Annotated in this window: 18 protein-coding genes; 5 read left to right on the plus strand and 13 right to left on the minus strand. The window is 32.3% G+C overall.

Annotated features, from left to right (window positions below; translation table 11 throughout):
• The first annotated feature begins 97 nt into the window (after window positions 1-97).
• Entirely contained in the window at window positions 98-1,414 is a 1,317-nt protein-coding gene (gene ahcY, locus ACKGJY_RS05830; protein ID WP_413972920.1) for an adenosylhomocysteinase, read from the plus strand.
• A 70-nt stretch (window positions 1,415-1,484) separates the two neighbouring features.
• Here the strand turns inward: ahcY and ACKGJY_RS05835 are convergent, their stop codons facing one another.
• Window positions 1,485-1,754, minus strand: coding sequence for a hypothetical protein (locus ACKGJY_RS05835; RefSeq protein ID WP_413972921.1), 270 nt, complete (start codon window positions 1,752-1,754; stop codon window positions 1,485-1,487).
• A gap of 251 nt (window positions 1,755-2,005) precedes the next feature.
• On the opposite strand from ACKGJY_RS05835, the gene ACKGJY_RS05840 reads away from it, so the two are divergent.
• On the plus strand, window positions 2,006-2,320 hold the full coding sequence (locus tag ACKGJY_RS05840; RefSeq protein ID WP_413972922.1) for a DUF1569 domain-containing protein: 315 nt from the start codon (window positions 2,006-2,008) through the stop codon (window positions 2,318-2,320).
• Between the two features lie 51 nt (window positions 2,321-2,371).
• On the opposite strand, the gene ACKGJY_RS05845 is transcribed toward ACKGJY_RS05840, so the two are convergent.
• The 6 genes from ACKGJY_RS05845 to ACKGJY_RS05870 all read right to left on the minus strand — a co-directional run bounded on the left by ACKGJY_RS05845 (window position 2,372) and on the right by ACKGJY_RS05870 (window position 8,996).
• The gene (locus ACKGJY_RS05845; protein ID WP_413972923.1) at window positions 2,372-3,379 is read right to left on the minus strand and encodes a phytase; all 1,008 of its coding nucleotides are present in this window, start codon (window positions 3,377-3,379) and stop codon (window positions 2,372-2,374) included.
• Entirely contained in the window at window positions 3,380-6,208 is a 2,829-nt protein-coding gene (locus ACKGJY_RS05850) for a TonB-dependent receptor (RefSeq protein WP_413972924.1), read from the minus strand. It abuts the gene before it with no gap.
• A 221-nt stretch (window positions 6,209-6,429) separates the two neighbouring features.
• On the minus strand, window positions 6,430-6,690 hold the full coding sequence (gene rpmA / locus ACKGJY_RS05855) for a 50S ribosomal protein L27 (protein ID WP_413972925.1): 261 nt from the start codon (window positions 6,688-6,690) through the stop codon (window positions 6,430-6,432).
• Between the two features lie 40 nt (window positions 6,691-6,730).
• Entirely contained in the window at window positions 6,731-7,420 is a 690-nt protein-coding gene (gene rplU / locus ACKGJY_RS05860; RefSeq protein WP_413972926.1) for a 50S ribosomal protein L21, read from the minus strand.
• 96 nt (window positions 7,421-7,516) lie between these two features.
• Window positions 7,517-7,969: a DUF4199 domain-containing protein gene (locus ACKGJY_RS05865; protein ID WP_413972927.1), complete on the minus strand. Its 453-nt coding sequence runs from the start codon at window positions 7,967-7,969 to the stop codon at window positions 7,517-7,519.
• A 151-nt stretch (window positions 7,970-8,120) separates the two neighbouring features.
• Window positions 8,121-8,996 carry a DMT family transporter gene (locus ACKGJY_RS05870; RefSeq protein ID WP_413972928.1) on the minus strand — a complete coding sequence of 292 codons (876 nt, stop codon included), beginning with the start codon at window positions 8,994-8,996 and terminating at the stop codon, window positions 8,121-8,123.
• Window positions 8,997-9,097: 101 nt separating this feature from the next.
• On the opposite strand from ACKGJY_RS05870, the gene ACKGJY_RS05875 reads away from it, so the two are divergent.
• Window positions 9,098-9,496, plus strand: a complete 399-nt coding sequence (locus ACKGJY_RS05875) for a heavy-metal-associated domain-containing protein (protein WP_413972929.1) — start codon at window positions 9,098-9,100, stop codon at window positions 9,494-9,496.
• 71 nt (window positions 9,497-9,567) lie between these two features.
• On the opposite strand, the gene gldD is transcribed toward ACKGJY_RS05875, so the two are convergent.
• From gldD to mutY, 4 genes are all read right to left on the minus strand, one after another.
• Window positions 9,568-10,158: a gliding motility lipoprotein GldD gene (gene gldD / locus ACKGJY_RS05880; RefSeq protein WP_413972930.1), complete on the minus strand. Its 591-nt coding sequence runs from the start codon at window positions 10,156-10,158 to the stop codon at window positions 9,568-9,570.
• A gap of 1 nt (window position 10,159) precedes the next feature.
• Window positions 10,160-11,464, minus strand: coding sequence for a gliding motility-associated protein GldE (locus tag ACKGJY_RS05885; RefSeq protein WP_413972932.1), 1,305 nt, complete (start codon window positions 11,462-11,464; stop codon window positions 10,160-10,162).
• A gap of 28 nt (window positions 11,465-11,492) precedes the next feature.
• Entirely contained in the window at window positions 11,493-11,942 is a 450-nt protein-coding gene (locus tag ACKGJY_RS05890; protein ID WP_413972933.1) for a single-stranded DNA-binding protein, read from the minus strand.
• A gap of 198 nt (window positions 11,943-12,140) precedes the next feature.
• Window positions 12,141-13,187, minus strand: a complete 1,047-nt coding sequence (gene mutY, locus ACKGJY_RS05895; RefSeq protein ID WP_413972934.1) for an A/G-specific adenine glycosylase — start codon at window positions 13,185-13,187, stop codon at window positions 12,141-12,143.
• A 140-nt stretch (window positions 13,188-13,327) separates the two neighbouring features.
• On the opposite strand from mutY, the gene ACKGJY_RS05900 reads away from it, so the two are divergent.
• The gene (locus tag ACKGJY_RS05900) at window positions 13,328-13,618 is read left to right on the plus strand and encodes an HU family DNA-binding protein (protein ID WP_042242127.1); all 291 of its coding nucleotides are present in this window, start codon (window positions 13,328-13,330) and stop codon (window positions 13,616-13,618) included.
• Between the two features lie 318 nt (window positions 13,619-13,936).
• Window positions 13,937-15,484 (plus strand): Rne/Rng family ribonuclease, encoded by a 1,548-nt coding sequence (locus ACKGJY_RS05905; protein ID WP_413972935.1) that lies wholly within the window; start codon window positions 13,937-13,939, stop codon window positions 15,482-15,484.
• 179 nt (window positions 15,485-15,663) lie between these two features.
• Here the strand turns inward: ACKGJY_RS05905 and ACKGJY_RS05910 are convergent, their stop codons facing one another.
• A complete protein-coding gene (locus ACKGJY_RS05910; RefSeq protein WP_413972936.1) occupies window positions 15,664-16,131 on the minus strand; it encodes a hypothetical protein in 468 nt (155 codons plus the stop codon).
• Window positions 16,132-16,185: 54 nt separating this feature from the next.
• Window positions 16,186-17,223: an aldo/keto reductase gene (locus tag ACKGJY_RS05915; RefSeq protein ID WP_413972937.1), complete on the minus strand. Its 1,038-nt coding sequence runs from the start codon at window positions 17,221-17,223 to the stop codon at window positions 16,186-16,188.
• Between the last annotated feature and the right edge of the window lie 12 nt (window positions 17,224-17,235).

Genomic DNA, 17,235 nt, shown 5'->3' on the forward strand with positions numbered 1-17,235 from the left:
CACCTAAAAAGGATGCTATGTTTTGGCTAGCTAATTTAACCAAATTACACAGTAATCCCAATCAACTTTAGGTTTTAAACAAAAGAAAAACGTTACTATGAGTACAAAAACAATTCCTTACGTAGCTAGTAAAGTAAAAGATATTGCTTTAGCAGATTGGGGACGAAAAGAAATAGAATTGGCCGAAGCAGAAATGCCAGGGTTAATGAGTCTTCGAGAAGAATACAAAAACGAGCAACCTTTAAAAGGTGCTAGAATTGCTGGATGTTTACACATGACTATACAAACTGCAGTTTTAATTGAAACCTTACAAGCTTTAGGTGCAGAGGTAACTTGGAGTTCTTGTAACATATTCTCTACACAAGACCAAGCTGCTGCCGCTATTGCTGCTGCAGGAACTTCGGTTTATGCTTGGAAAGATATGACTGAAGAAGAGTTTGATTGGTGTATAGAGCAAACATTATTCTTTGGAGAAGATAGAAAACCACTTAACATGATTTTGGATGATGGTGGTGATTTAACCAACATGGTTTTAGATAAATATCCAGAATTAGCTGATGGTATTAATGGTTTAAGTGAAGAAACTACAACTGGTGTACATAGATTGTACGAGCGTGTTAAAAATGGTACTTTACCAATGCCTGCCATTAATGTAAACGATTCTGTAACAAAATCTAAATTTGATAATAAATACGGCTGTAAAGAAAGTGCTGTAGATGCCATACGTCGTGCAACTGATATTATGCTAGCAGGAAAACGTGTAACCGTTTGTGGTTATGGCGATGTAGGTAAAGGTACTGCTGCATCATTTAAAGGTGCAGGTAGTATTGTTACCATTACAGAAATTGACCCTATTTGTGCATTACAAGCGGCTATGGATGGTTTTGAGGTTAAAAAACTAGAAACTGTAGTTGGTAATTCAGATATTGTAATAACGACTACAGGAAATAAAGATATTGTACGTTCTGAGCATTTTAAAGCCATGAAAGACAAAACCATTGTTTGTAACATTGGGCATTTTGATAACGAAATACAAATGGGCTGGCTAAACGATAACTATGGCAATACAAAAAATACCATTAAGCCACAGGTTGATAAATATACTGTAGATGGTAAAGATATTATTATACTAGCCGAAGGCCGTTTAGTAAACCTAGGTTGTGCTACAGGGCACCCAAGTTTTGTGATGAGTAACTCGTTTACTAACCAAACTTTAGCACAAATTGAGCTTTGGAAAAACGCAGATGCTTATGGTAACGAGGTTTACATGTTACCAAAACATTTAGATGAAAAAGTAGCAAAACTACACTTAGAAAAGATTGGTGTTGAGCTTACAGAGTTAAAAACAGACCAAGCAGAGTATATAGGTGTAACTATTGAAGGCCCTTACAAACCAGAGCATTATAGATACTAAAAAATTCCTTTGAAAAAAGGAATCTCATAAAATTCAAATCCCAAACAGAAATGTTTGGGATTTTTTATGTTTAATCCACCAAGTCCTCCTCAAAATACCACCATAAGCTAGAGTCAATTGATGTCTTCATTTTATTAATATCTGCGTCGTCTTTTAAGAAAACGGTAATGCTTTCGCAGGCTCTATTTCTGGCCATACCATCACAAACTTCAATAGCTTCTATTTCCTTAAAGTGTTGTAGATGGTTTTTAATTTTGTCTTCTAAAGATGTATCACTTAAAAAAATCTTGATGGTAGGTTGCGTTGGAGAATTTCTAATTTCAGATCTAAAAGGTAACATAGTGTTGTGTTTTTGAAGTTAGACATTTAATAATTTACATACCTAATTGTTTAAAGTTAAGAATTTTATCAATACCTTTTAAAAAAAATAAAATTACAAGCACTATTAGTATCGAAAAAATAAAACATTTACTTGAGGAAATAGAGTATCTTATTTCCAATAAGACAAAAAAGAAACTGGTTATCTCTAAATCTCCAGTCGGCTGGCATTTAGATCATGCTCTAAAAGTGGTTAATGGTATTTGTGATTACATGATACACTCAAACCCTAGCGATTATAAACGAGATTTTAAACCTATACGAACTGTTTTATTCACTTTAGGGTTTATTCCAAGAGGAAAAGGTAAAGCCCCAAAGCATGTTTTACCGCCAGAAGATGTTACTGAAGCCGATTTAAAACAACAATTAGCACAGGCCAAAAAGTACCTTGAAAACATAAAAGAACTACCCAAAACCTCACATTTTAAACATTTTCTTTTTGGTGTGCTTTCTAAAAAACAAACCATTCGCTTTTTAGTGATTCATACAAACCACCATTTAAAAATTGTACGTGAAATTTTAAAATAAAAAACCCTCTCTGTTTCCAGAAAGGGTAATACAAGTATCTTAAAAAGATAGCTACTCTTTTAATTTTAATTTTGCTAAATCATGAAAAAAGAAATTCTTTTCATTATTCATACTTACAAAAAGACCGTTAGGGAATTTATCTCCTAAAGCAACGGTTGTAACATCGCACCCATCTGTTTCAAGTGTTCCTAAATTTACCGTTTTAACAAAGGCATTTGTTTTTACATTAAAAATATTAAATGTATGTGCTTGTTGGTTTGATACGATTAAAAAAGTATCATCACCATAATCTGCAATTGCAATACCTTCTATATCTCTTTTGAAGTTTTCTGCACCAAAACAATATATTTCATCTTTAGTTTTTGAAGGTTCTGCATAATATTTACGTATGCAGTGCATTTCATCAGAGTAATATACAATACCATTTTTGTCGTCAACAGCTATAGCTTCTATTTCTTTTTTTTCGCTAAACTCACCAAACTGCCTTACTAGTTTTGTATGTACTCCTGAACTATCAGAAAACAATTCATATTGATACAGATATCCATATTTTGGTCCAGACTTTCTTCCAACTATAGCATAAATTTTATTGGTTTTAGGCGATTTATAAAGTGCTATTCCCATGGGTAGTTTGTGCTCGGGTAATTTGGCATCTTCAAATACTTTAAAACCGCCATTATCTAAGGGTTTCATATCTGGAACAGAAAAAAGACGTATTTGATGTCGCTCTCTTTCAGTAAAAACAATTACATCTACCTTGGTAGAATCGTTTAATTGGAAACCATATTCCAAATCTACATTATTTGGACGTTTTAGACCTCTAATGGTCTTCTCTTCGATGATTTTTCCATCTAAATTAAAGGCGTAAATAGCACCTTCGGTATTTTTATCTGTACCAAAAACGATACTCTTAGAAGCATCGCGTGGGTTTACCCATATAGCAGGATCATCAGTATCATGCAATGTCTTTTCTGTAATAACATCTGGAGCAATTACAGGCAACGTTTTCCCGCATGATACTATTAGTAATCCAACTAAAATTTTAAAAAGCTTTTGCATTTATTGTCTACGCTTAAACAAGTCGTACTTTAAACCAAAAGACAATCTTCTACCATAAAATTCAACTTGCATTGTTCTATTTTTTACACCTTGAAAGAAACGCAATGGCTGATCTGTAATATTATTTACATCTACATATAATCGTAAATTATTATTAAAAGCATAAGATGCATTAAAATCTAAGAAGAATTGTTCGTCGTAAAATCTGTCCTCAAACGCATTTCCACCAATTTCATCTATATAAGAATCAGAAAAATTGGCAGATAACCGTAAATTTAACTTTTTATCTCCGTATGCTAAAGAGCCATTAAACATTTTTTCTGCGGTTTGTGGTAGATCTAGATCGTCTCGCTCTTCGCCGTCTTCGTTTCTAATACCTTCTGCATTAGAGGTTAAATAGGTGTAATTTAAAAATATACTAAGGTTTTTTGCAAAACCTGGTAAAAAATCTAGTTGACGTTGAAAAGATATTTCTGAACCAGTGATAGAAGCATCATCTCCGTTTTGAGGTTGAAATGCATCAAAACCTGTAGAGGCATCGGTAAACTGAGAGGTGTAAATAAAATTTTCTATTTCTTTATGGAAAAAACCAGCTGAAATAATACCTACATTTTTAAAGTAATATTCTCCCATAACATCAAAATTCATCGATGTTGTGGCACTTAATTCTGGGTTTCCTATACTTACCTCTTCATCTTCTCTTGCTACGTTTCTAAAAGGTACCAAATCTATATAGTTTGATCTTGCTAAAGTATTAGTCCATGCAAAACGTAAAACGGTATTATCTGTAATATTATATTTTAGATGAACTCCTGGTAAAAAATTAATATAAGAATTATCGTCCTTAATTTCTCCAGACGCAGCTTCGTCAAAGTCGCCGTCTTCATCAAACACCACTAAATTACCTGTAGTTTCAATTTCTGTATTTTCTATACGAATACCTGCTAAGATGGAAAACTTATCTGAAATATTTTGGTTAATCATGGCATAACCTGCATAAACATCTTCTTTAACTAGATAGTTACCTGACAGAAACTCATCTACCACAGATTCGCTACTAAACAAATTAGTGTTTTGTAAATCTAGTTGCCCAAGAAAAACAGGATCTACATAATTACCTGCTACATATTGGCTGCCCGCTAAAAAATCTGGATCTGTTTGATTGGTTAGTGGTAATGCAGAAAAATCTTCGAAATTATTATTTGTTGGATCAAACTCAAAAAAGTTATTATCTCTATCTTTTTCTTTAAATCTTAAACGACCACCAACCTTAATAAAACCCTTTTGCTCTTTAATTAAGCTAAAGGGCATTTGTAGATTTGCAAAAAAGTTTAAATCGCGCTCTTCGGTAAATTGATTTTCTTCTGTAATTTCTCTAAGTTCAAATTGATCTAAAGCCGCATCATTTTCATTTAGAGGCGTTATCACAGGAAACTCAGTATTAGAAAAATTAGTATTGAATGGAATTGCATCTCCAATTTCGTATTCAATATAGCGTTCGCTTAATCGCTCTTCTGATGCGCCAGCATAAGATGCCATCCAGTCTAGTTTTATTTTCCCAAATAAATGCTCACCACTTAATGAGTAATTTTGCATTCTTTGATCTTCTAAACGTCTATTTTGGTTTCTGTTATTATCAATTCCACCTTTGGTTTGTCGTCTTATTTCGCCTTGAAAACCAGAAATTGTAGCTTCAGTATCACCAGTAAATATAGGTTCTATAGAGCGGTAGCGTAATCTATACCTATTTTCTCTATCGTCTCTCCAATTGTACATTGTTCTTAAATACAATTTATTATTTGGATTAAATTCATAATCTAAGTTAGCAGAAATACTTCGTCTTACACGTTGTATTAAATATGTTCTAATATCAGATTCTTCAACAAATGGCGTAACATCAATATCATCACCCGATGCATTTTCAGCTTCGTTTACCCATTCGGCTTCAACATTATCAGACCCAAATTCAGTATCGTTTATAGATGCTGCAAGCATATAACCAAACTTGCCATTGTCACTCTTATTACCAACTAAGAACGACCCGTTAAGTATACGTGTATTTGTTATGAAATTTATACCAGATCCCGCTGTTGCAGAAGCTCTAAATCCGTTGGGCGATGTTCTGGTAACCAAATTAACAGATCCACCTAGTGCATCGGCATCCATATCAGGTGTTACGGCTTTATTTACTTCAATAAGTTGAATCATATCTGCAGGAATTAAATCCATTTGGATGTTCCTGTTATCTCCTTCCGCTGATGGAATACGACTTCCGTTTAAAGTAACCGAGTTTAATTGTGGTGCTAAACCACGAATAATAATATTTCTTGCCTCACCTTGATCTACTTGCATTGTAATACCAGGAATACGCTTTAATGCATCACCTATATTTGCATCTGGAAATTTACCTATTTGATCGGTTGATACTATATTGGTAATATTTTGCTTATTCTTTTGAGTGTTTAAAGCTTTTGCTTGCCCACTATTGTAACCTGTAATTAAAATATCTGCTAATTCTACAGAGCTAGATCTAATAGTTATTATTATGGTAACCGTTTGGTTTTCTAACACCTCTACCTCGGTTAAATTATCGCCATACCCTATGTATGTTGTTTTAAGCTGTTGTATACCGGCTGGTATATCTAATAATATAAATTTGCCATCTTCGTTAGAGATAGTCCCTTTGTTTATTGACTGGATAATGATATTACCGAATGGAACAGATAAACCGTTTTCGTCAATAATTTGTCCTTGAATATTACCGTTTTGAGAAAAACTGGTAAAAGAAAATAATAATGTAAATAATAAAAATACGTTGTACCTTTTCATGTTTGATTAATCGATTAGTTATGGATACGAAATAACAAAAGACATGAATGAAGCAGTTTATGTGATTTTTAAGTTTTTGTTATGAGTGGAACAGTAAATACATATATTTAAGATTGAATTAACATTAAATATAAATTAAGGACATATTGATGAGTTTTTTGTAAAAAAAACCCTCTCTGTTTCCAGAAAGGGTTTTTAAATACGTTTAATAAAACTGTTTTTTAAGCTTCAAACGGCTCAATAGAAACATAAGATTTATTATTCTTTTTCTTTGTGAATTTTACAACACCATCAACTTTGGCGTGTAATGTATGATCTTTTGAAGAGTATACATTTTCACCTGGGTGATGTGTATTTCCTCTTTGTCTTACGATAATGTTTCCAGCTATTGCAGCTTGACCACCAAAAATTTTAACACCTAAGCGTTTCGATTCTGATTCTCTACCGTTTTTCGAACTTCCGACTCCTTTTTTATGTGCCATTTTATTTCGATTTTATATTGTTAAACTTCGCAGTTAGCTATTACGCTTTACCACCGTCTAATTCGTCTTGCCATTTTTTAAGTTCCTCCCACTTACCTTCAGCAGCTAATTTAGCTTGTGCTGGCCAAGTATCAGTAACATGGTTACCTCGAACTCCAGCGATAATTTCAGAAATTTTTGCAGCATCAGTATTTGCTAATTCAGCAAATGTTGAAATACCTGCTTCAATTAAAGTAGATGAAATTTTTGGTCCAATACCTTCAACTTTCTTTAAATCATCGGCTTTACCTGTTGCTTTTTTAGTAGCTGGCTTTTTAGCTTCTGCTTTTGGCGCAACTGCTTTTGCTTCTACTTTTGCTTTAGGTTCTACTTTTTTAGGTTCTGATTTAGCTGCAGCTTTTTTAGCCGGTTTAGCTCCAGAAGCTACAATGCTTTCAATAACGATTTCAGATAAAGATTGTCTGTGTCCGTTTTTTACACGGTAACCTTTTCTTCTTTTCTTTTTGAAAACTATCACCTTATCTCCTTTAAGGTGCTTTAAGACTTTTGCACTTACTTGTGCTCCGCCTATAGCTGGGGCGCCTACAGTTACTTTGTCACCATCTCCAATTAAAAGAACGTTATCGAACGAAATTGTCTTACCTTCTTCTGTTTGTAAACGATTAACAAAAACTTTTTGGTCTTTTTCAACTTTAAATTGATGCCCTGCTATCTCTACAATTGCGTACATAGCGTAACGTTTTTATTAATTATTTTTAATTATAACACCTAAAATTTCTCTAAGGCGGGTGCAAATATAATTCTAATTAATTAATCTACAAACGTTTTATGCACTTTCAACGTAATTATTACTGGTCTTAAACAATTGCATTACAGTAAGAGACGATACTACCGAGGTTGAAAACCCCATAATTGCCACAACAAATACTAATATTCCAACATGAGATTTTATGCCCCAATGCATATTTTCAAATAAAGCAGGTAAATATCCTGGATTAATCTCAGTACTGTAGAGTAAAAAGAATGCTGTAAATAAAATAGTTGCTACAGCACCAGTAATAACTCCAAATTTGAAACCTTCGGCGTAAGTAAACGTTTCAGAAAATCTTGATTTGCTAATTTTAATAACCTCGTAAACGCCCAATAAGGTTATTGGTGCATTTAGTAAGCTATAAACTGGATTGTTGTGAATATCAAATAAGGATAACACTAAAAAATAAGAAATAAGCGAAGCACCTGTTATTAATCCAAAACGGATTGGTAAAAATAAATTTTTCATAAGAAATTAAAATTTTATTGTTTGTAAATTGCTTTAACACTAGATACGATATCTAGTTAACGATAAGTTTGGTTCATTTAATTTCTTAACTACAACTTACGAAAAAAAAGAGATTATTCCAATTTAAATACAAGTTAATTCTTATGTGAGATTATTGTCTTTTGTGTACTAAGTATATACCAAATAATATTATTACTGTGGCTAAGGCTTGTAAGCCACTAAAACGCTCACCATCTAAAACACCCCAAAATACCGCAACTACGGTCATAAGATATGTTACTGAAGATGCAAAAACAGGCGTAGCTATATGCACCAATCTATTAAATAATACTTTAGCAATAGCAGTACCAAATAAGGCAAGAATAAGCATGTATAATAATGCTGGTTTTAATGTTGGTGCTTCTAAAACTTCGGTTTTAAAAAAACCCGATGTTACTAAAATTATAAGTGCAGGAATTATAATTACAACAAAATTGCCAACAGCTATAGTAAGTGCACTCATATGTTGTAAATGGCGTTTTAAAATATTTACACTTGTAGCATACATAAAAGTTGCTATAATGACAAAAACAACGTACTGATAATTTTGATTTGGATTTATAGAGGCACCATTAATAATTAAAAAAAACGTACCTAATAGCCCTATAAAAATACCTAAAACTTGTCTTTTAGTTGATTTTATTTTAAAAATTAAAAGTCCTAAAACAACTGTATTTAAAGGGACTAAAGAGTTTAGTATTGAGGCTACCGAGCTATCAATTTCAGTTTCTGCATAAGCGAATAAAAACGAGGGAAAAAATGTACCTAAAAGCCCTGTAAGCACAACCCATTTCCAGTCTTTAAGTTTAATAGATTTTATGCGATTAAAACCAGCTATAAATAAAAAAAATGCTGTGAATATAATACGAATGGCTCCTAATTGAATTGGCGTTAAACCAATTAACCCTTTTTTTATTAATATGAAGGAACTTCCCCAAATTAAGGATAATATGATAAGGTATACCCATTTTAGAGAATTTGTAGCCATAATAGTGCAATAATTTTTTAAAGCACAAAAGTCAAGTTTTTAAAGCAATAAATCGCATTATTTAGTAATTTTGTAACATAATTATATAAAATTGATTCTATATGAAAACTTTAAAATATATTATTGGAATACTATCGTTCTCGCTAATGGTGGTAAGTTGTAAAAACAACAAAACACCCGAAGTAAAAACAATAGAGATTGAAACTACTGCTACAAAAAAAGAATTAGACCCAAATGCAACCTATGCTAAAGCAGAATTTACAGTAAAAGGCATGACATGTGCCGTTGGTTGTGCTGCAAGTATTGAAAAGAAAATAGCCAATATGGATGGCGTAAAATTTGCTAAAGTTGATTTTGAAAATGAACTAGCAATGGTTGAGTATGATGAAGCTAAAGTTAACCCCAATAGTTTAGAGAAAACCGTAACTAGTGTTGCCGATTTATATAAAGTTATTGATATGCAAACAGTTGAAGAATTTTCTAAAAAAAATACAAACTAAATCATAAACTCCAAATCAATTAATAATTAAGTGTTTATAATTAAAAGCTTCTCAGCAATGGGAAGCTTTTTTTAGTGCCACTCTACAGTTTCCATAATACGTTTGATATCTTTTTGCAAATAATTAGCTGCAGGTAATATAGAATCGTAATTAGGTTTTACTTTAAAGTATAGCGATCCTGTTAAAAAGTGATTCATACTATCAGTAACATAAAATTGCGCGGGTGATGCTACATTTCCTTTAACCTCAGACAACATACCATAAACTTTGTTTTGAAAGTTTTCATAAGGGTATCTAGGAATTTCGTCTGCTTTCTTTGTATGTTCTAAGGTTAATTTTTGTGCATCTTTTAAATAGTCTTCTAAGTTTTGTTGACTCCCATTTATCGCCTTATATGTTAAAAATATAGTAGCTTTTAAAGGTTTATATTCTAAGTTAACACCATAACTTTCGGTTGTACTTGGCAAGGTTTTTACTTTTAAATCATCTACTAAATTACTTACTTCAAAAGCTAAGGGCATCTTAGGAATATTTTGCTTCTTATATGTAGCTTTTGGAAAATCTAACCTTAAAAGTGCCTTAGGTTTAGGCACATAATTATCTTCTCCGCAAGATGTTAGTACGAGAAGTAAAATTGCTAATAGTCCTAATTGTAATTTCATATTAATTAATCGTCACTTTTACACGCTTAATACGTTTTTTATCCATGGCTTCTATAGTAAAAACGTAATCTCTAAAAAATATTTTAGATTGTATTTTCGGGAAGCTTCCCGATATTTCTAATACAAATCCTGCAACCGTTTCAGCCTCTCCTTTTTCATCTTCAAAAATAGTATCATCCTCAAGCTTAATTATTTTATAAAAATCTTTTAAAGCTGTTTTCCCTTCAAACACAAAATTTTGGTCATCTAGTTTTGAATAATTAATACCCTCATCATCAAATTCATCACTAATATCTCCAACAATTTCTTCTATAATATCCTCTAACGAAATTAAACCAGAAGTACCACCATACTCATCAACCACAACAGCTAGGTGTACTTTTTTCTCTTGAAATTCTGCCATCAAGTCATCCAATTTTTTATTCTCTGGCACAAAAAACGGCTCACGTAATAAACTTACCCAGTCAAATTGCTTTCTATCAATATACGGCAACAAATCTTTAACGTAAAGAATCCCTTTTATTTGGTCTATATGCTCTTTATAAACAGGAATTCTAGAGTAACCATTTTCTATAATTTCTGGTATAATCTCGGTATATTTTTGTTCAGTATTTAGCGCAAATATATCAATACGGGGTCGCATTGCTTGTTTAGTATCTGTGTTTCCAAAAGACACTATACCTTGTAAAATTTTCTTTTCTTCTTTTGAGGTGTCTTCATGACTCGTTAATTCCAAAGCCTGAGACAATTGATCTACACTTAAGTTAGATTTTTGCTTACCTAATTTTTTATGAATTCCTAAGGTTATACCTCGCATAGGCAAGCTAACTGGAGATAATAGCACATCTAAAACCTTAAGTGGATACGCCATAAAACTTGCAAATTTAACGTTGTTTCTACTGGCATATATTTTTGGTAAAATCTCTCCAAAAAGTAAAATTAAAAAGGTAATTACAACAACTTCTAGTACAAATTTTACAGTTGGGTTTGTAACATTTTCAAAGATAAAATCTCCTAAATAGGCAAACAATAATACCACAGCAATATTTATAAAATTATTAGCTACCAAAATGGTTGCTAGTAATTTTTTAGGACGTTCTAAAAGTTGAAGAATTATTTTAAACGGTTTATTTTCTACTTCTGGGTGATTATCAATATCAGTTCTTGAAAGTGAAAATAAAGCTACCTCTGCTCCAGAAATTAGCGCAGAACAACACAACAGCACAAAAAGCAGTACAAAGCCAAAAACAACTGGAATATTGATTGCTAAAATTAAAAAATATAAACTCGGGGGTTCAGGCTCCACCTATTTTGGTTTTAGTTATTTTTAAAAATTAAAACGGTAAATCATCATTGTCTTCAGTAGCAGGTTTACTAGCAACTGGTGGTTTAGCCGTGGGGGTTACTGGTGATGTTGCTGAGTTAGTTGCATTAGCCTCACTTTCTTTTTTAGTAGACAAAAATGTAAACTCGTTACACTGTATTTCAGTAGAATAGCGATCGTTCCCTTTATCATCTGTCCATTTTCTGGTCTTTAAACGACCTTCTACATATACTTTATCACCCTTGCTTAAATATTTTTCACAAATTTCCGCACCCTTATTTCTAACTACTATATTATGCCATTCTGTATTAGTAATGCGCTCATTAGTTTGCTTACTCATATAGGTTTCGCTAGTAGCTATAGGAAAACGCCCTACGCAACCACCACCTTCAAAATAATGCATTTTTACATCATCACCCAAATTACCTATAAGCATTACTTTATTTAATGAACCAGCCATAATTTAATTTTTTAGAGATTACAAAAATACGCAATCCAACGTCATGGTTTTAAAATTAATAAAAAAATAAGGATTTTAACTAGATATTGTTCAAGTATCTATTTTAATTCCACAGCCAAATTATAAGAATAGATAAAGGATGGAGTTACGACTGATGCATTTTAAGATTAAAATATAATCTTTAAGTAGGGTTTAGCACTAAAAACCAAAGCCCTCAAACCCCTCAATAAACTTACCAATCAAAATAGGAACTGGATATTCATTTATTTTTTTAAAAGGAACACCTTTATCTACTTTATCAACATTAATAACCCAAAACGTGGTATTTAAATGTTGATGTGATAATTTATGAACTTTAGGCACAGTATTATATTGGCTCAATTCAAAAGTATTACCCTTTAAAATTACATGTTGTTTAGTCAACTTTAAAAAATCATCATATCCTAAATTATTATCTGTCTCAATTAAAGGAAATTGATATAGATTTTGCCAAATGCCTTTCCCTTCACGCTGCTCTAAAACTGTTTGTTTGTTTTGCGACAAAAACACCAAAAAGTTAAAATAACGCTGTTTTACTTTCAACTTTTTTAACTTCACAGGTAACTGTGCAACTATACCTTTATTATAAGCCACACAAGAATCATTAAACGGGCAAAACATACAATCTGGATTTTTGGGCCTGCATTGTATAGCACCAAACTCCATAATAGCTTGGTTAAACGTAGCAGGATCTTTAGTATCAATCAATTCTTGCGCTAAAGCTTTAAACGTCTTAATACCTTCTGTAATATTAATAGGTGTATTAATACCATAATAGCGAGACAACACCCGATACACATTACCATCTACCACAGCAGCAACCTCGTTAAAGCAAATAGATGCAATTGCACTTGCTGTATAATCGCCTACACCTTTAAGTTTTAAGAGCCCTTTATAAGTGTCAGGAAATATACCTTCACACTCATTTACAATATATTTTGAAGTAAAATGTAGGTTTCTGGCACGAGAATAATACCCTAAACCTTGCCATAATTTTAGCACTTTACTTTCATCGGCTTTTGCCAAATCAAAAACTGTTGGAAAATGTTTTACAAAAGTTTCATAATATGGTAAACCTTGTTTTACTTGTGTTTGTTGTAAAATTATTTCTGAGAGCCAAATAAAATATGGATTCTTAGTTTCTCGCCAAGGCAAACTTCGTTTATTAGCTGAATACCAGCTTGTTAAAATTTTTGAAAAAGCCATGAATTATTTTTCTACTAAGTGCTAAAATAAACGTTTATAATCTTAAATTTTAATGAATTAGGTTTGAAATATTGAATATTAAATGCATATATTTGCAACCCTTTAAGAAATTTATATAACCCAAATAAAAAAGACGGAAAATGACAAAGGCAGATTTAGTAGCAAAAATCTCTGAGAAACTAGGAATTGAGAAAGGAGATGTACAAGCAACTGTTGAAACATTTATGGAAGAAGTAAAAACTTCTTTAGAAAGTGGAGATAATGTGTATTTAAGAGGTTTTGGAAGCTTCATCATAAAAACAAGAGCAGAAAAAACTGGAAGAAACATCTCTAAAAACACTACTATTAAAATACCAGCTCACAATATACCTGCATTTAAACCTGCAAAAGTTTTTGTTGAGGGCGTTAAAACTAACGTAGAAGTTAAGTAAAATATTAAGATAAATCATTAATTTAAAAAGACACTATTTATGCCAAGTGGTAAAAAACGCAAGAGACATAAGGTAGCGACACATAAGCGTAAAAAACGCAGACGCGCTAACCGTCACAAAAAGAAAAAATAAATCAAAAAAGTAGTTGAGATAGCTACTTTTTTTGATTTTAAAAAAAACAGTAAAGTTCTTTGAAATGAGTTCATAAATTTTTAACACTTTAACTAGTGTATTTTGAACTCCACGGATTAAATCCTGTGAAAAAATAATGTATAATCCATCTGTCACTATAAAATGTGATGGATTAAAATTAACACAATGGATAAAGAATTGATTATTCGATCTAATTCAGAAGCTGTTGATTTTGCCTTACTTAAAGATGGAAAACTTATTGAATTACAAAAGGATGAAGATGATAACAATTTTTCGGTTGGTGATGTGTTTATCGCCAAAATTAGAAAAACTGTTCCAGGACTAAATGCTGCATTTGTAAATGTAGGATATGATAAAGATGCATTTTTGCACTATCATGATTTAGGGCCTAAATTACCTTCTCTTTTAAAATTCACAAAACGTGTAAGCACAGGTAAATTAAGAGATTTTAATTTAAAAAATTTCCCATTTGAAAAGGATATTCAAAAAGACGGCAAAATTGCCGACGCTTTAAAATCCAATCAATCGCTATTAGTACAAGTAGTAAAAGAGCCAATATCTACAAAAGGGCCACGTATAACCTCAGAGTTATCAGTAGCTGGTAGATATATTGTTTTAATGCCTTTTTCCAACCGAATTTCTATTTCTCAAAAAATAGAGTCACGCGAAGAAAAAGACCGCTTAAAACGATTGGTAAAAAGTATCACACCACAAGGGTTTGGTATTATTGTTCGTACGGTAGCACAAGGCAAAAAAGTAGCCGAATTAGATAACGATTTACAAAATTTGCTCCAGCGATGGAATGCAATGTGTAAAAAATTGTACAAAGCACATCACCCTAGTAAAGTATTAGGAGAAATGAATAAAGCCTCATCTATTTTGAGAGACATATTCAACGATACCTTTACAGGAATAACAGTAGATGATGAAACGCTGTACTACCAAATTAAAGATTACTTGCAAGAAATTGCACCAAAAAAAGAATCTATAGTTAAATTGTATCAATCCTCTAAAGTTCCAATTTTTGAAAAATTTGGAATAGAACGACAAATTAAAACCTCTTTTGGAAAAACTGTTTCCATGACAAAAGGTGCTTATTTGGTAATAGAACATACCGAAGCGCTCCATGTTGTTGATGTAAACAGTGGTAACAGATCAAACAAATCAAATAACCAAGAGGAAACAGCCTTAGAGGTTAACCTAATATCTGCTACAGAAATTGCACGCCAATTGCGTTTACGCGATATGGGCGGCATTATTGTAATAGATTTTATAGACCTTACTAAGTCTGAAAACAGGCAGAAGCTCTTTAACCATCTTCGTGATGAAATGAAAGACGATAGAGCAAAACACAAAATACTGCCACCAAGTAAATTTGGTTTGATACAAATAACAAGACAACGTACACGCCCAGAAATGAATATAAAAACTCGTGAGGAAAATCCTAACGATTTAAACGGTTCTGAGGTAGAAGCACCTATAAGTTTGGTGCAAAAAATCAACCACGATCTTGAAACACTATTTAAAAAAGACTATAAAAAGGTGACTTTAAACACACATCCCTTTATAGCAGCCTTTTTAACTAAAGGCTTTCCATCTATACGTTCTAAATGGTTTTTAGAACACAAAAAATGGGTTAAAATTTCACCCCGCGATGCTTACACATATTTAGAATACCATTTTAATGACCAAAATGGTAATCGCATTAAATAATTAAGAAAACCCGCTACTTTCAAAGTTTGCGGGTTTTTTGTTTTTTGGGCGTTACCCCTCAAGGGGTCGGGCTTTCACTACTCAATCCCTCCTACGTCGGGGATTTCAAACATGCCGTTCAATCCCTAACGCGGGTGCAGTAATAAATTTGAATTTTTAGAACTAAACTTAATTCACTTCTATAGGCTGGAATCAGTAAGGTTTACTAAAAACTTTTTAAAATCATCTTCAATAAAATACACTTTCCCGTTAAACTCAAATCTATGCAACCCAAGACAAACCTCTTCAAGTCTATTATCTGTATAGAACATTTTCACTTTAACTCTAGTGTCAATTTCTTGTTCAATTTCCTCAGCTAGCAATCCTTCTTTTAAAAACATTATAAAATCTTTTGCGTGATCTGAAGAATTAACCTTTAATAGTTTTTCCTTTTTTACTTTAAAAAAGCTTTCTCCAAATTCCTCACAGGGTACAGCCATAAACGTATTAATATACATGTTGACATAATTTGTTTCTAATTTTAGTATACTGTCATTATGATTTATAGTTTCTTTTTGCGAGACCTCTTTTGAATCCTTAATCTTCTCTTTACAAGAATTGCTACAAAATAGACATGTGACTAAAATTAGTTTACATATTGCTCTCATTATTAATAAGTAGTTAAGATTATGTTTCTCTTACTTTCTATTCACTAGAACTCATTAAGGTGCAGGATTAGGAATAGCATTATGTATTGCATTAATTTCTTCTAATAACGCATTGCTTAAATTTACGTTAACACTATCTATGTTTTCTTTAAGCTGTTGTAAGTTTGTAGCGCCAATAATATTACTAGTTACAAAAGGGCGTTGGTTTACAAACGCTAAGGCCATTTGTGCTAGTGTCATAGCATTATCTTCTGCTAGTTTTAAATACTGTTTTGCTGCTTCTGTAGCTTGTGCTCCACTGTAACGTGCAAATCTTGGAAATAACTTTAAGCGCGCATCATCACTAGCATTTCCTTTTATGTATTTTCCTGAAAGCACCCCAAATGCCATTGGCGAATAGGCCAACAAACCTATATTTTCTCTGTGTGATACTTCGGCTAAATCGCCTTCAAACGTTCTACATAACATAGAATATGCATTTTGTATGGTAATGGGCCGTGGTAAATTATTAGCTTTACTTTCTTGTAAATAGCGCATAGTGCCCCATGCCTTTTCGTTTGATAAACCTATATGCCTTATTTTACCTGCTTTAATTTGTGCATCTAGAGTGTGCAAAACTGTATTAAAATTGTCTTCCCAAACATCATTCTTACTTGGTTTATAATCTCGTACCCCAAATGTATTGGTATCGCGTTCTGGCCAATGCAGTTGAAATAAATCAATATAATCGGTTTGTAAACGTTTTAACTCTAAATCTATAGCCTCTTGGATAGATTGTGGGCTAAATCCTGTTTTACGAATATGCGCTGTATAATCTCCAGGGCCTGCTATTTTAGAAGCTAAAATCACCTTGTCTCTATGGCCTGTTTTTTTTAACCATGTCCCGATAATTTCGCTTGTTTTACCTTGTGTTTCTGGACTTGCTGGCACTGGATATAATTCGGCCGAATCTATAAAATTTACACCTTTATCAAATGCATAGTCTAGTTGTTCGTGGCCTTCAGCTTCGGTGTTTTGGTTACCCCAAGTCATAGAGCCTAAACATATTTTACTAACTTTTATATCTGTATTTGGGAGTGTTGTGTATTTCATTTTAATTTTTTA

Origin of the sequence: Hyunsoonleella sp. 2307UL5-6 (assembly GCF_047345485.1) — a bacterium.
Taxonomy (GTDB): domain Bacteria; phylum Bacteroidota; class Bacteroidia; order Flavobacteriales; family Flavobacteriaceae; genus Jejuia.

Coding starts and splice junctions, on each gene's coding strand:
- ahcY (WP_413972920.1), top strand. CDS start 98: ATGAGTACAAAAACAATTCCTTACGTAGCTAGTAAAGTAAAAGATATT.
- ACKGJY_RS05835 (WP_413972921.1), bottom strand. CDS start 1,754: ATGTTACCTTTTAGATCTGAAATTAGAAATTCTCCAACGCAACCTACC.
- ACKGJY_RS05840 (WP_413972922.1), top strand. CDS start 2,006: ATGATACACTCAAACCCTAGCGATTATAAACGAGATTTTAAACCTATA.
- ACKGJY_RS05845 (WP_413972923.1), bottom strand. CDS start 3,379: ATGCAAAAGCTTTTTAAAATTTTAGTTGGATTACTAATAGTATCATGC.
- ACKGJY_RS05850 (WP_413972924.1), bottom strand. CDS start 6,208: ATGAAAAGGTACAACGTATTTTTATTATTTACATTATTATTTTCTTTT.
- rpmA (WP_413972925.1), bottom strand. CDS start 6,690: ATGGCACATAAAAAAGGAGTCGGAAGTTCGAAAAACGGTAGAGAATCA.
- rplU (WP_413972926.1), bottom strand. CDS start 7,420: ATGTACGCAATTGTAGAGATAGCAGGGCATCAATTTAAAGTTGAAAAA.
- ACKGJY_RS05865 (WP_413972927.1), bottom strand. CDS start 7,969: ATGAAAAATTTATTTTTACCAATCCGTTTTGGATTAATAACAGGTGCT.
- ACKGJY_RS05870 (WP_413972928.1), bottom strand. CDS start 8,996: ATGGCTACAAATTCTCTAAAATGGGTATACCTTATCATATTATCCTTA.
- ACKGJY_RS05875 (WP_413972929.1), top strand. CDS start 9,098: ATGAAAACTTTAAAATATATTATTGGAATACTATCGTTCTCGCTAATG.
- gldD (WP_413972930.1), bottom strand. CDS start 10,158: ATGAAATTACAATTAGGACTATTAGCAATTTTACTTCTCGTACTAACA.
- ACKGJY_RS05890 (WP_413972933.1), bottom strand. CDS start 11,942: ATGGCTGGTTCATTAAATAAAGTAATGCTTATAGGTAATTTGGGTGAT.
- mutY (WP_413972934.1), bottom strand. CDS start 13,187: ATGGCTTTTTCAAAAATTTTAACAAGCTGGTATTCAGCTAATAAACGA.
- ACKGJY_RS05900 (WP_042242127.1), top strand. CDS start 13,328: ATGACAAAGGCAGATTTAGTAGCAAAAATCTCTGAGAAACTAGGAATT.
- ACKGJY_RS05905 (WP_413972935.1), top strand. CDS start 13,937: ATGGATAAAGAATTGATTATTCGATCTAATTCAGAAGCTGTTGATTTT.
- ACKGJY_RS05910 (WP_413972936.1), bottom strand. CDS start 16,131: ATGAGAGCAATATGTAAACTAATTTTAGTCACATGTCTATTTTGTAGC.
- ACKGJY_RS05915 (WP_413972937.1), bottom strand. CDS start 17,223: ATGAAATACACAACACTCCCAAATACAGATATAAAAGTTAGTAAAATA.